Source organism: Pseudoalteromonas sp. SR44-2, assembly GCF_014163745.1.
GTDB classification, from domain to species: domain Bacteria; phylum Pseudomonadota; class Gammaproteobacteria; order Enterobacterales; family Alteromonadaceae; genus Pseudoalteromonas; species Pseudoalteromonas distincta.
The window spans coordinates 1-13,961 of record NZ_JACJDW010000057.1; the positions used below are offsets into that span (position 1 = coordinate 1).

The window sequence follows — 13,961 nt, forward strand, 5'->3', positions numbered from 1 at the left end:
CAAGCGCACAGGGCGTGCATCTGTGAAAGTGTTATGGCAAGGATGGCTTAAGTTACAAGCCATCCTGGAAGGCTACGATTTAGCAAAATCTCTTGAGTCAGACTTGTGATCAAGAGACAGCTAAATAAGCGGCTTTGTTGTTTAAAGTAATCTTAAATTAACGAATACATTGTGGTCTTGGTTCAAACTCACTCGCTCTAAGCGGAAGCTGAATCACTTTGCCACATCCTGGTGGTGCCTGCTTACCCGTTTGCTCATTTACAAATGCCCAGCGTATTGATGGTGGACGCGTATCAGCTATTGCTTGTGGGTTAAGCGGCTTTAAGTAACGAATATACGCTTCTAATGCGCCTACGCTGCCTGTTAAACCAGTGCTTTTGTTGTCGTCTCGACCAAGCCAAGCTACCGTCACTGTATTTTGATCAAAGCCTGCAAACCAGCTATCACGTAAATCATTACTAGTGCCTGTTTTACCTGCTAGTTGGATTGATGGGAAGTGTAAATTTAAGCGTTTAGCAGTGCCGTCTTTCGTTACGCGTTTCATCGCGTATTTAGTCATATACATTGCAGATTTATCAAAACGAGCTTCTGCATTTACTTTATGCTTATAAAGTACTTTACCAACCGAATCAGTTAATGCCGAAATTGCAGTAAGCTTTTTATATTCGCCATCTGCAGCAATTGTTGTATAAAGCTGAGCAACTTCAAAACTCGACATTTCAACAGCCCCTAAAAGCAGCGATGGGTATTCGTCTATCGCCCCAGTGGCGCCTAAACCTTTTAGTGTGTTAACTACCTTATCAACACCTACATCAAGACCTAAATTAACCGCAGGGATATTTATACTGTTACTAAATGCTTTATACAAAGGAATTGCACCACGGTATTGGTGGTCAAAATTTTCTGGTTGCCACACTTTGCCTTGCTCGTTTGTGACCTGTACTGGTGAGTCATCAAGCAGTGTAGCTAAATTATAATGCGGTAATTGCAGTGCAGTTAAATACACGGCAGGCTTTACCAGCGAGCCAATATTACGCTTTGTGTCTAAAACACGGTTAAACCCTGAATAGCGAACATCACGACCAGCAACAAGTGCAGATACACCGCCTTTTTCAACATTAACAGAGATCATGGCTGCTTCTAGCTTTTCGGTTCTGGGGCGATTTTCCAAATACGGTAAGCTCTTTTCAATCGACTCTTCCATTGCTGTTTGCTTTTGCAAGTCAAAATAAGTAAATACTCTTACGCCTGCATCAAGTGTTTGCTGATCAGGTAATAATTCATTTAACTCTCTGTTTACTAGCTCTAAATAGCCTGGGTATGATTTTTGTAAACTGGCTTTCATTGGCGCAATATCAATTGGGCGATTAAGCGATGCACGGTACTCTTTTGTGCTAAGTAACTTATTTTCGACCATTAAACGCAGCACTAAGTCCCTACGCTCCATTGTGCGCTCTTTATAACGACGTGGGTTGTAATAAGATGGGCCTTTAACCATTGCCACCAGCAGAGCAATTTGATCGTACTCAAGCTCGTCTACAGGCTTTGAAAAGTAAAAGTCAGAGGCAAGCCCCATACCATGGATACCTTGGTTGTATGACTGCCCTAGATATACCTCATTTAAGTAAGCTTCTAATATCTGATCTTTTGAGTAGCGATAATCTAAAATAAGGGCAATAAAGGCCTCATTTATTTTTCGTACTAAAGAACGCTCACGCGTGAGGTAAATATTTTTAGCTAATTGCTGAGTAAGTGTACTGCCACCTTGAACGGTGCGTCCCGCTTTAATATTTGAATAAAGCGCACGTAAAATAGAAAACACCGACACACCATGGTGCTCATAAAAATCACGGTCTTCAACCACCAGTAGCGTATCTTTAAGCATGGCTGGGAACTTATCTAGCGGTACAAATTCTCTATCTTGTTTAGAGTCGTTGCCAATTCGCGCTATTTGCACAGGTTCTAAGCGAGCAGAGTTTAAACGCCTGCCGAACTTATCTTTAATGGTCGCAACTTTTTGCCCTGCAAAACGAAGTTCAATAATATGTGATTCTTCAAGACCATCATAAAATTCAAAATCACGGCGATAAATTTTGATGCTATCTGCTGTTTTAACAAACTGCCCTGTTCTGCTTAATCTATTAACAGATGAATAATGTAAACGCTCTAACTCAAACACAACTTCTTGGCTAGATAAAAATTGCCCCGGATAAAACTCCATAGAACGAGCATACACTTGTGCTGGAAGTTGCCATTTATTACCTTCAAATATACGTGTTGTTTTTGAATCTAGATAAATGAAATACATTGCCATTGCAATAAAAACAGCCAAGCTGAATTTCCAGAACACTGACCATGTTTTTCTCATAAAAGAGCGTTTGGCAGTGGGCTTCACTGTTTTTTTACTGCCCTTAGATGTGCTTTTTTTTGTCGTGCTTGACGATTTACTTGCACGTTTAGCTGCGGGTTTGCTGGTAGGTGTTTTTTTATTGTCGGCCATTTAAGTGTAATTTATTCCAAGGGTTATTCACGAGTGTGAGCTTAGCATATTGGACATACCCTAACATCCGAAAAGTTAACCCCCCCTGAAACAAAAAAAGCCCTACCGAAGTAGGGCTTTGTGTAAACACACTATTATTTAAATAAACTATTAGCTATTTCGAACAGAAACAAACTCTGGGTAGGCTTCAATACCACAATCGTGTTGATCCATACCGTTTAGTTCTTCCTCTTCAGTTACTCGTATACCCATTGTTTTGTTAAGCACTGTCCAAACAATAAATGATGCTACAAATACAAAGGCAAGAATACAAAGTAGGCCAATTAACTGATTAACAAAGCTTGCATCACCATTGGTTAGCGGTACTAACATAATACCTAATGCACCACACACACCGTGTACAGAGATAGCACCTACTGGATCGTCAATCTTAACTTTATCAAGTGCTATAATGCTAAACACAACTAATGAGCCACCAAGTAAACCTAGTAAACATGCCATTAATGGAGAAGGTGAAAGTGGGTCAGCAGTAATTACAACTAAACCTGCTAATGCACCGTTTAATACCATGGTTAAATCTGATTTGCCCCAAAGTACCTTACATACAAACAGTGCAGCAATAGCACCCATTGCAGCAGCTGCATTAGTATTAAGTAATATTTGACCTACCGCTGTTGCGTTTTCTTTATCCGAAAGTAGTAATTGAGAACCCCCGTTAAAGCCAAACCAACCCATCCATAAAATAAATGTACCTAGTGTAGCAAGTGGTAAGTTTGAACCTGGAATTGGGTATATTTCACCGTTTTTACCATATTTGCCTTTACGAGCACCTAGGATTAATACACCTGCTAGTGCAGCAGCTGCACCTGCGCCATGTACAATTGCAGAACCTGCAAAATCTACAAAGCCCATTTCAGATAAGAAACCACCACCCCATGTCCAGTAACCTTCAATAGGGTAAATAAAACCAGTTAGTACTACAGCAAAGCCAAGGAAAGCCCATAGTTTCATACGCTCAGCAACTGCACCCGATACAATCGACATAGCCGTTGCAACAAATACTACTTGGAAGAAAAAGTCAGATTCTAAAGAATGGTCAGCATCAGCAGCTTGTGTGCCAATTAAAGCGCCTATTGAGGGGATAAAACCACCTTCGGCATTGTCTACATACATAATGTTGTAGCCAACTAATAAAAACATCGTACATGCAATTGAATACAGCGCGACATTTTTAGTTAAAATTTCAGCTGTGTTTTTAGAGCGAACTAAGCCCGCTTCTAACATGGCAAAACCTGCTGCCATCCACATTACTAATATACCTGATATTAAAAAATAGAAGGTATCGAGTGAAAACTTTAGTTCTATTATTGTATTTTCCATGAGACCCCCTTAAATTGCTTCTTCGTCAAGTTCGCCAGTACGGATACGAACAATTTGATCTAAGTCGTACACGAAAATTTTCCCGTCACCGATTTTACCTGTTGATGCAATTTTAGTAATTGCTTCAACAACGCGTTGACAATTTTCAGTACGAGTTGCAATTTCAAGTTTGATCTTAGGAATAAAATCTACTTGGTATTCTGCACCACGATATAACTCAGTATGACCTCGTTGACGTCCAAAACCTTTAACATCAACTACTGTCATCCCCTCAATTCCTAAATCAGCGAGTGCTTCACGCACGTCGTCTAATTTAAATGGTTTTATGATTGCACTAATCATTTTCATAGCGGCCCCCTCGGACTCTTTATTGTTATCCTGTTGGGTTAAACAATCCAACCTTTGTGCCACTATTTTTATATTTTTTAAAACAATAAGTTAGTGAAAAACAGAAACTAAATAACAAAAAAAACGCACCAATTAGGTGCGTTAATTTAACAAGTTATCTACATTGGTGCGTGCAATATATTAATTGCATGCTTAGCTTTATATAACAGAGCTATACCACGCAGTTTCTACCTTGGTTTTTAGCTTCGTATAATGCTTTGTCAGCAACACGCATTGCCTGCGTCAAGCTAGTGTCTTGAAAGTCTGCCAAGCCTATACTTGTAGTAATTTTAATTGATTTATCGCTGATAGAAAAATCGTAACTAGCCAGCTTTTTTCTAAATGCTTCAAGGTATTCACGACCACGTTCAAGCTCTATCTCAGGTAATATTATGGCAAACTCTTCTCCACCAACCCGTGCAACTGTAAACTTTGAAAACGTAGTACGGATTAATGAACCAACCTGCTTTAAAGCCTGATCGCCACCCTCATGGCCTAATGTATCGTTAATATTTTTGAAAAAATCGATATCTAACAATGCGAGAGTATTTTTCTGGTTTTTACTTTTAAGGAGCTTTTCTGCATATTGATAAAAATAGCGTCGATTATGAAGCCCTGTTAAATGATCCCTATGCGCGCTTTCTTTAATATCTGAAATTAACGATAGTTGCTCCATTGTTTGAAGTACTCGACAATGAAACTCCTCATTCATAAATGGCTTTGTTAAAAAGTCATTGGCGCCATATTTAATAAATCGCGCTGATAGGCCATGTTTCCCCGCGCCCGACAAGCCAATAATTGCTAAGTCGTCTCGGCCTCTAAAGTTACGTACCGCTTTTACAAGTTCAAAGCCATCCATAGAAGGCATAGCGTAGTCGGTCATAAGTAGCTTTATATCAGGATTAGCTTTTAATATTTCGAGTGCTTGTTGTCCATCGTGGGCATCTGTCACATCAAACAATTGCTTTTCAAGCATTTGCTTCATTAACGAGCGGCTCAGTAATGAATCATCTGCTACTAATGCTTTACAACCTTGGTTTCTTAGCAATTGCGCAACGAGTTTAACGGCGTAATGGTAAGAGTCGCGATTATCTTTAATAACATAATCAACGACACCTAATTCAAGCATTTGTTGGCGCTTGTACTCATCTATTTTTGAGGTTAAAACAACCGTAGGAATCTTTTTAGATAAAGTATATTTTGCGACTTCACCGTGAGGAGCATCTGGCAAGGTTAAATCAACTAACGCAAGCGTGTAGTCGTATTTTTCTACGTAAGTGGCACATTCAGCTAAAGACCAAGCAAAATCGATTGCCACATCAAGGTATTGTGCAGTTAAGTGGCGAAGTACCTGCTGCACTACTTTACTGTCTTCAACCACTAATACTCTTTGCATAAAGCTTCTCTTTACCTTTAATTAGTTTTACCACAAAACGACAAATACCACGCAATTACTGCAATAGCATTAGTCATAAACATCCGGTGTCGAGTGCACTTATGTGCTTGAAAGCGTAATCCGTTAGATTTTTTTGGTGATAGCCTGTATAAAAAATCAATACAAGTAGGCCGCAATATACCTGAATTTTGCAATTAACTAAATAAAGAAAGTAAATCCAAAATAACTATAAAAGCGATTAATACGCGTCTTTCAATGTATTAATACCTTACTTAACCAGTATTATCGGCCACTAGTCTCAATACTTTTGTTATTTAACTCATTTTTATCTTTAATGATGTATCAACAATAATAAGGACACCTAATGAAGCTTAGTCGTATTATCATTTTACCGATAACAGTTATTGCATTAATAATTAGTACAAGCACGCTTGCCGATAACCAACGTCGTATTGATGTAGACAGCAAAGTAGTTACCCAACATAAGGCTAAAATTAATGGCCAGCGTTTTAGTTATACCGTCGCTACTGGCACACAACCTGTATGGGATGATAAAGGCGACGCGGTTGCTACACTACAATACACCTACTACACACGTGACAAAGTTGACGACAGGACAGCTCGCCCATTACTTATTTCATTTAATGGCGGGCCGGGTTCGGCTTCTGTATGGATGCATCTTGCTTATACTGGCCCTCGCGTATTAAAAATTGATGACGAAGGCTATCCAATTCAACCTTATGGCGTAAAAGACAATCCATATTCTGTACTTGATATTGCCGATATTGTTTACGTAAACCCGGTAAATACTGGCTACTCACGCGTACTTGAAAACGAAAAAGGCGAACTGCCTTCTAAAGCAAAACAAAAAGAGCTATTTTTTGGTGTTAATGCCGATATTAAATACCTTGCTGAGTGGTTAAATACTTTTGTAAATAGAGCCCAGCGCTGGCGCTCGCCTAAATTTTTAATTGGTGAAAGCTACGGTACAACGCGTGTGTCTGGACTCGCTCATGAGCTTCAAAACAGTCAGTGGATGTACATAAACGGTGTTGTTCTCGTATCACCTACCGATATTGGTATTAAGCGCGATGGCCCAATAAAAGCTGCCAACCGCCTACCTTACTTCGCTGCAACTGCTTGGTATCACAAAGCACTTAAAGCCGATTTACAAGCTAAAGACTTAGACGAGCTATTACCAGAAGTTGAGCTGTTTACTGTAAATGAGTTAATCCCAGCGCTTGCTAAAGGTGGTTTTATTAATGCTGATGAAAAGCGACGCATAATTACAAAAATGGCGCACTACGCAGGCTTATCAGAAAAGTTTGTTGAACAAAATAACTTAGATATTCCAACTCAGTTTTTCTGGAAAGAGCTACTACGTGAACGTGGTCAAACTGTGGGTCGCTTAGATTCTCGTTATTTAGGAATAGATAAACGCGACGCAGGTGAATCCCCAGACTACTGGGCTGAACTTACCTCTTGGTTACACTCTTTCACTCCTGCAATTAATCACTACTTACGTGAAGAGTTAAACTATAAAACTGATGTAAAATATAACTTATTTGGTAATGTCCATCCATGGGATAGAACCGGTAATAATACAGGCGAAAACCTACGTTTAGCAATGGCACAAAACCCTTACTTAAACGTGATGATCCAATCAGGATTCTTTGATGGCGCAACCAATTACTTTGACGCTAAATATACGTTATGGCAATTAGACCCAAGCGGTAAAATGAAAGACCGTTTGAGCTTTAAAGGCTACAGAAGCGGACACATGATGTACCTTCGCCACGCTGATTTAGAAAGCTCTAATAACGATTTGCGTGACTTTATACAGCACGCTTTACCCAAAAAAGGGCAAGCGGCTAAATACTAATATACCCAAAACAAAAAATGGCTCTTTAAGAGCCATTTTTTATGTGCGTTTTTCATATCGTAAACAATAGCTTTTAAGTTGTGTGACTACATCGTTAAAGCACTCTTCCAGCTGCTGTATATAATCACCTTTAACTATTTCACTCCCTGCCTGTGTTTCTATCTGCTGGCATATATTTGCCAACTCAATAGCCCCCACAGACTTTGAAGACGACTTTAATGCATGAGCCTGAAAAGCTAAATCAACATAGTTTTTACTCTTAGCATACGCGTTAGCTAATTTAATTTGCTCCCCTGCTGTTTGTAAAAACGCATTAAATACCATGCAATGTACGCTAGGATCATCACCAAGCATTGCTTTTAGTAGCGTAATATCTAATTGATCAAAACTATCTGAAGCTATATTTTCACCATCTGATTTTTCTGAACGTGTATTGACCATAGTTTGAGAATGCTCCATCAATAACGACTTTAATTTAACAAGCTCAATGGGCTTTGTTAAAAAGCCATTCATTCCACAAGCATAACAATTATCTATGTTGTTTTTGGTAATGTTGGCCGTAATTGCAATTATAATCAGTTCATCAAAATGAGTGTTTTCTCGTATTTTTTTGGCTAACCCTAACCCATCGAGTAAGGGCATTTGAATGTCGGTTAGTAAAATATCAAAGCGTTTATTTTGTATGGCCTCCCAAGCTTGCTCACCGTTACTTACAAAAGTAGAGCACACTCCAAGCATAGTTAATTGCTGTTTTAACACTTGCTGATTTGTAACTTGATCTTCTGCCACTAAAACCTCAAGCGTAGGAAGCGTTACCGCATTTAAGCTTTGCTGTGTTATTTGAGGGGCTTGCACTTGTGCTGGCAAGTCAGTTTGATCAAAACTGTTAAAGTTTAGCGTAAAACAAGAACCTTTGTGCTGCTCGCTCTGCGCGCTCAAAGACCCTTGCATACGCTCTACCAGCTGCTTAGTTATCACTAAACCAATACCGGTCCCATTTACTTTACTGGTTTCAGCTCCTAAGCGGTCAAAAGGTTTAAATAGGCGAGAAATGTCATCTGGAGAAAATCCACATCCGGTATCTATTACATCTATTTCGCATTGTTTATTACTTAACACCCGACAATTAATATTAATGCTGCCATTTAGTTTGTTGTATTTAATCGCATTTGAAAGCAAGTTAAGCATCACTTGTTTAAAGCGGCGCTGATCAATGTAAATACTCAATCCTTCTAAGGACTCAAAACCGTGAGTTTGCAGTGTTATTGATTGCCCTTTAATTAGCTCAGTGACAAGCTCTACTGACTCTTCTAATATGCTTTTAATAGGCACATAAGAAAAACTAAACTGCATATTACCCGACTCAATAGCTGTTAAATCAAGCACATCGTCTATGAGTAATAGTAAATGCTCTCCAGCTTGATAAATGCTTTTCGCGTTTTCTTTTTGTACTTTATTAGCACTCTCATCATATCCATACAGCTGGGCTAAGCCTAAAATTGCATTTAATGGAGTTCTTAATTCGTGGCTCATACTGGCCATAAAATCTGACTTTGCTTTACTTGCAGACTCAGCTTGAATTCGTAATGCATTTAATTTTTGATGGTTATTCGCAACCTCATCAACCATATTATTAAATGCATTTATTACACTGCCCACTTCATTTTGTTGTTGTTTATCTATATGGCAATCAAAGTCGCCTTTGGCTAAACGTGAAAACCCAAGTTTTAGCGTCCTCAAAGGCGATGTAACCCTGTAATCCACTAGCCAAGCTAAACCTATAAAAACGATAACTAAAATAATAAATTGTATATATATTAAGGTGTAATGAAGTTTTGAAGATTCGTTAATTTCATTCGTAAAATTAACAACCAAGCTAATATTAGCCAGCGGTTTGTCTAAAAATACCACCTGTTGAGATAACAGCATGTCGCCGTTTTCATTTGCTCCAACCCAATTATCAAGCGGATACAATTGGTTTTTTGAATCAACATCAACAATTTTAATACTTTTCCAATTAGGGCGAGTTTGAAGTTGACTGTCTATCTCTTCATATAGCTCTGCATATTGCCTAGTTAACAACGGAGTCGTTATAGAAGTCGATAACTGCGCTAAAGAACGCTGAGCAGCCTTTGAAAGGCCATCGTTTACCCAGCGCGCTTGTTCCGGTAAGGCGTAAAACATAAAAAGACAGGCCATAAGCAAGCCACAAAGCAATACCACAATAAAGCTTTGTGCTCTTAGGCTACGAAACCCACTAATTTTCAACATAAAAAGAGCGTAAGCCCCACTGAGTTAACTGCTGATACTCAGCTAAAGTTGCAATACTAGGTTTAATAATTGGGATACCTGCAAGCAAATGTTTATGCTCTGGGCTTTGCCCTATATCTAAAATAGCTTGTTGCACTTTTAACTGTATTGCAGCATCAACCCTTGGGTGGGCGACAATTGGGTGGCGACTAATTTCACGCGTTTTATAAAGAATTTTGAGTTTATTTTGTAAGCTTTCTGGTTGTTGTTTAAATGTGCCCATTACACCACCGCCCGCCATTGTTGAGTGCAGTGCTACATTTAAATATACCGATGGATGAGTTTGGACATATACAGGCTTTATTGTTAGCCCGTATAACAATGCTAAATCAGCTCTCATTAATAATGACGCACCTAATGCGTTAGGTGCAGGGAATGCTATTTCAGCGCCCTCTAGTTGGCTTAAATTATCAATATCACTGTCTTTGTTTACGAGCAAAATACCTTGCAGCTTTCGCCCTGCATCTTTTATTAGTGGTAAATATCCCTGTTTTTCGTATGCTACAACACTATGCCATGGGTTCATATATGCAAAGTCGTACTCACCATTAGCAAAGGCTTTTTCAAATACAGGAATAGACTCAACTGTAATTAGCTTTATTGTTACTCCCGTTTGCTTACTTACTTGCTTTAACAAAGGTTGCCAAATAGTATTTAGCTTTTGCGGCTCGTATTGCGGCACTACACCAAAGGTATATTCTTGAGCTAATAAGAATGAGCTGTGTATCAAACATAATATAGCCACTAAATACTTCATCAATTCTCCAAATAATAGCGTGTCATTATTGCTTAAGCGTAGTTAAAGACTACTCAACACACCATTAAATTATTATATATTCGATATTTAGCATTGACCTGCTTTGATTACAGGTAGTTTTGGAGTGTATTTTTTATCTGTGAGCATATGATGCAAGTTCATAAATGTGGTGTAAGTACTTTTCAATCCGACCTTATTGCTTAGCCAAGTAGGTATTGCCCCATCAGGCAAAGCATATACTTGGTACTCAATATCAAGGCGGCCTTTGTCCTCACTCAGTAGCCAGCGTGCATTTAAAGTAGTAATTCTTATAACGCCATTGTTTTTGGGCTGCTTATTAGGGCGAGCACTAATAAGCAATTGGCTTTTATTTGCAGTTAACTGTGAATAACAAGAATAAGTAATGCTATCTCTATCTCTAACAGGCCAAGGGGAATTAAAATAACTGTACACTAAATTTTCTGATGGGCTTATGTGCTTAATAACCTTTACCTGAGATATATTTTCGAGCCATTGGGGTGCGGCACCGGTATCACTAAGTAATTCTAAAAACTCATTGGTGGATACGCCTTTCACGCTCATCTGCGCTTTTACTTCAAAGGTATTATCACTGTGGCTTTGATAATACACACTTACGCCATTTTTGTTTTTATACAAATGCCATATGGGCTCAGCGTAAGTGTTAAAACTAACTAATAAAAAAATAACGAATAAACACTTTTGCAACTGAATTTTATTACAAAAGCGCATCATTTATTTTTGCCAGTAAGGTTCTATGTCAAGTGAAGCAAGGCGACTTTGCTCCATGGCACTGACCAAATATTCAGACTTTTGTTCAAGCCATGACTGGATTTTAGCAAGCTGTTCGTCTTCTTGCCCTGCACATAATTGCTTTAAATACTCAAGCGTACTTAATTCATAAATACCATGAGAAATATCAAGCCAAGGCAATCTAAACTCTAGGCGTTCTTCTTTATCAAATAACGATCCTAAACAGTTACCGCTCAGTAGGCTATTTTCAAGCTGAGTTCGCAGGTTTAAATACGAAGCGACATCGAGTGTTTGCTCCTTTGGAAGCAACTCGTGCAGGTTTTTCCAGTCTTTATTAAAAAGCCTATTGGCAATAGACGATACATTTTGCTCAGCCGCTTGAAGCTCTGCTTGCCCCCAGTCTTTACGCCATTGCTTATCGATTAACCAGGTAGTTAACGACAGTAACAAACGATTATAACGTGCGCTGTGAAACAGTGCATTTATATCGTCAATGCTTGGCTGTAACTCTTTTAAGTCGCCAATGACTTGAGCAAGTGCTGGCGCCGCATTAATTTTTTTATAAAAAGCATGGCGTTTAGACGTGTACGTTTTTAATTGAATCGCGTTTTCTACCCACGCTAACTCACTTAATAACCATTTAAGTTCGGTACGTAAGTGCTCTGTACTTTCTTTAGATACTATATCGTCGTATAGCCAAAAAGTATGGCGGATTAAACTGATGCCGTCAGTTACGCGTTTAAGTGTTTTTAAACTTGGCTTATCGAAATAGCACTGCTCGTGCTTTTGTACAAAGCGAATACCAAAGTTCATGGCTTCAACTAAAGCACGCTCTTGAGTAGTCGACTTTGGTAATTGTACAAAACCAATAGATTTGCTTGGCATTAAAGGTTTTTCATCAGCAAGTCGATAACCACGCGCGGCCTTAGAATACAAACCTAAGCGTATGCAGTTTTGGCTAACTAGTATATCTGCAAATGCAAACAGCTCATTACGACTGCCCTCAACAAGCTCAATTTCTAGCTCGCTAATAATTTCAATTTTACCCGAAGCCGCAATTTCACCTTTATCGAGTACGACTTCAATTTTAGCGCCACTTTCGGTTTCAATTAACCAAGTACGACGAATAAAGTTAGTACTAAATATTGGATACAGGTTTTTTGAGATGGCGCTTATTTGCATGCCATGAGGCCAAATATCAGCATCAAACGCCATTAAATTAGGGCGGCTTGATTCAATTGGTAAATTGTACTCTGGACGTTGGTGTAAACCACCTACCACTTCACCTGCAAGCTTTATAGTTTGCTCGCATTCGCTGTCAGAACAACGCGTTCTAAAGCCTATATCAAGCGCTCTAAGCTCTCTGCTTGGCGTATCGTAGTATGCATTTTGTAAGCTGCGAGACGGTTTATTCTTCACCGTTTTTGCAAATTGAGTAATTAATGAGGGGATCAGTGGAATAACGGCATCTGATACCAAAAATTTCAGTTCTATCTCAGTATCCATTCGGTTTGCGGATTACCTTTAAAATAAATAAGTGCTCAAAATAAACAAAGCGCCTTAACAATGCAAATTTTTTAACCTTATTTTAGGGCCTGATGACCTTTGCGGATTTAAATTCGTTCTATCTAGGGGCAATTTAATCACAGCGTGAGGTTTGTAACCTAGTGGACTCGATAACTACTCCTGCGTTACCGTACTGGGTTACAATATCAGTCTTGCTATTGATCTATTTAATCCATACTATCTAACTACTTATGTGAAATAAAAATCACGTTCATAACGGACGCAGTTAGATCAACAAGGTAGATAAATGCTAAAACATTGTTTATTAGGGCTACTTTTAACAGCCACCACATTCATGAGTTATGCACAAGAAGCACAACCTGCAAATTCAACGAATGCAAACACCGCTTATATTATCGATAATCTATACACTTTTATGCGCTCTGGGGCGAGTAAAAATTATCGACTACTCGGCTCTGTAGATGCTGGAACAAAGTTAACCTTGTTATCAAATGAAGAAAACGGCTTTATAAAAATTAAAGATGATAAAGACCGCGAAGGCTGGATAGAAACTAAGTTTATTACTAAAACAGCTGGCTTACACCAACAGTACAAAACACTAAGTAGCGAAATGAGCACTATGCAAGAAAAGCTACGCCAAGCTCAAATAGAACTTCCACAGCTACAAGAACAAAATCAAACTTTAACAGATCAAAATCTGCAGTTATCTGCTCAAATTACTAAGCTTAAAACAACGCTAGAGCAAGAGCGCACTCAAAAAGAAGCAGCTAGCTCAAAAGAGAAACGCCAGCTACTTACTTACGGTGGTGCTATTGCGTTTTTAGGCCTGTTTTTAGGTATTATATTAACGATAGTGCTGTCACGTCGTAAGCGCTACGAAGGTTGGGCGTAAAGCTCCATCCAACTAAATACAAAAAAGCCGCTTTATAGCTGTCTCTTATACACAAATCCCTGCTAAGAAATTAGCGGGGATTTTTTTGAACTAAATCTCAATTTCATGATCAGATCTTCAAATCTTGTTTGAGGGCACATTATGATTAACGAACATACT

At 38.8% G+C, this 13,961-nt stretch carries 10 protein-coding genes; 2 read left to right on the forward strand and 8 right to left on the reverse strand.

Going from position 1 to position 13,961, the window contains the following annotated elements:
* Positions 1–157 precede the first annotated feature (157 nt).
* From mrcB to H5115_RS19480, 4 genes are all read right to left on the reverse strand, one after another.
* On the reverse strand, positions 158–2,500 hold the full coding sequence (gene mrcB / locus H5115_RS19465; protein ID WP_182756898.1) for a penicillin-binding protein 1B: 2,343 nt from the start codon (positions 2,498–2,500) through the stop codon (positions 158–160).
* Between the two features lie 150 nt (positions 2,501–2,650).
* Positions 2,651–3,880, reverse strand: a complete 1,230-nt coding sequence (locus H5115_RS19470; protein ID WP_149594178.1) for an ammonium transporter — start codon at positions 3,878–3,880, stop codon at positions 2,651–2,653.
* 9 nt (positions 3,881–3,889) lie between these two features.
* Positions 3,890–4,228 (reverse strand): P-II family nitrogen regulator, encoded by a 339-nt coding sequence (locus H5115_RS19475; RefSeq protein WP_004587162.1) that lies wholly within the window; start codon positions 4,226–4,228, stop codon positions 3,890–3,892.
* Between the two features lie 211 nt (positions 4,229–4,439).
* Complete coding sequence (locus H5115_RS19480) at positions 4,440–5,663, reverse strand: diguanylate cyclase domain-containing protein (protein WP_182670815.1); 1,224 nt, start codon at positions 5,661–5,663, stop codon at positions 4,440–4,442.
* 364 nt (positions 5,664–6,027) lie between these two features.
* On the opposite strand from H5115_RS19480, the gene H5115_RS19485 reads away from it, so the two are divergent.
* Entirely contained in the window at positions 6,028–7,545 is a 1,518-nt protein-coding gene (locus H5115_RS19485) for a S10 family peptidase (protein WP_182756900.1), read from the forward strand.
* Between the two features lie 39 nt (positions 7,546–7,584).
* Here H5115_RS19485 and H5115_RS19490 read toward each other — a convergent pair whose 3' ends face one another.
* The 4 genes from H5115_RS19490 to H5115_RS19505 form a co-directional block, all read right to left on the reverse strand.
* A complete protein-coding gene (locus tag H5115_RS19490; protein WP_182756902.1) occupies positions 7,585–9,816 on the reverse strand; it encodes an ATP-binding protein in 2,232 nt (743 codons plus the stop codon).
* A complete protein-coding gene (locus H5115_RS19495) occupies positions 9,803–10,612 on the reverse strand; it encodes a phosphate/phosphite/phosphonate ABC transporter substrate-binding protein (protein WP_182756904.1) in 810 nt (269 codons plus the stop codon). Before H5115_RS19495 ends, H5115_RS19490 begins: the two co-directional genes overlap by 14 nt.
* 87 nt (positions 10,613–10,699) lie before the next feature.
* Positions 10,700–11,365, reverse strand: coding sequence for an START domain-containing protein (locus tag H5115_RS19500; RefSeq protein ID WP_024604981.1), 666 nt, complete (start codon positions 11,363–11,365; stop codon positions 10,700–10,702).
* On the reverse strand, positions 11,366–12,889 hold the full coding sequence (locus H5115_RS19505; protein WP_024596277.1) for a CYTH and CHAD domain-containing protein: 1,524 nt from the start codon (positions 12,887–12,889) through the stop codon (positions 11,366–11,368).
* 307 nt (positions 12,890–13,196) lie between these two features.
* Between H5115_RS19505 and H5115_RS19510 the strand changes: the two genes are divergently transcribed.
* On the forward strand, positions 13,197–13,802 hold the full coding sequence (locus H5115_RS19510; RefSeq protein ID WP_002958928.1) for a TIGR04211 family SH3 domain-containing protein: 606 nt from the start codon (positions 13,197–13,199) through the stop codon (positions 13,800–13,802).
* Positions 13,803–13,961: the final 159 nt, after the last annotated feature.

What these genes read in the sequence shown, in the direction of transcription:
- mrcB (WP_182756898.1), bottom strand. Translation starts at nt 2,500, where the DNA reads ATGGCCGACAATAAAAAAACACCTACCAGCAAACCCGCAGCTAAACGT.
- H5115_RS19470 (WP_149594178.1), bottom strand. Translation starts at nt 3,880, where the DNA reads ATGGAAAATACAATAATAGAACTAAAGTTTTCACTCGATACCTTCTAT.
- H5115_RS19475 (WP_004587162.1), bottom strand. Translation starts at nt 4,228, where the DNA reads ATGAAAATGATTAGTGCAATCATAAAACCATTTAAATTAGACGACGTG.
- H5115_RS19480 (WP_182670815.1), bottom strand. Translation starts at nt 5,663, where the DNA reads ATGCAAAGAGTATTAGTGGTTGAAGACAGTAAAGTAGTGCAGCAGGTA.
- H5115_RS19485 (WP_182756900.1), top strand. Translation starts at nt 6,028, where the DNA reads ATGAAGCTTAGTCGTATTATCATTTTACCGATAACAGTTATTGCATTA.
- H5115_RS19490 (WP_182756902.1), bottom strand. Translation starts at nt 9,816, where the DNA reads ATGTTGAAAATTAGTGGGTTTCGTAGCCTAAGAGCACAAAGCTTTATT.
- H5115_RS19495 (WP_182756904.1), bottom strand. Translation starts at nt 10,612, where the DNA reads ATGAAGTATTTAGTGGCTATATTATGTTTGATACACAGCTCATTCTTA.
- H5115_RS19500 (WP_024604981.1), bottom strand. Translation starts at nt 11,365, where the DNA reads ATGATGCGCTTTTGTAATAAAATTCAGTTGCAAAAGTGTTTATTCGTT.
- H5115_RS19505 (WP_024596277.1), bottom strand. Translation starts at nt 12,889, where the DNA reads ATGGATACTGAGATAGAACTGAAATTTTTGGTATCAGATGCCGTTATT.
- H5115_RS19510 (WP_002958928.1), top strand. Translation starts at nt 13,197, where the DNA reads ATGCTAAAACATTGTTTATTAGGGCTACTTTTAACAGCCACCACATTC.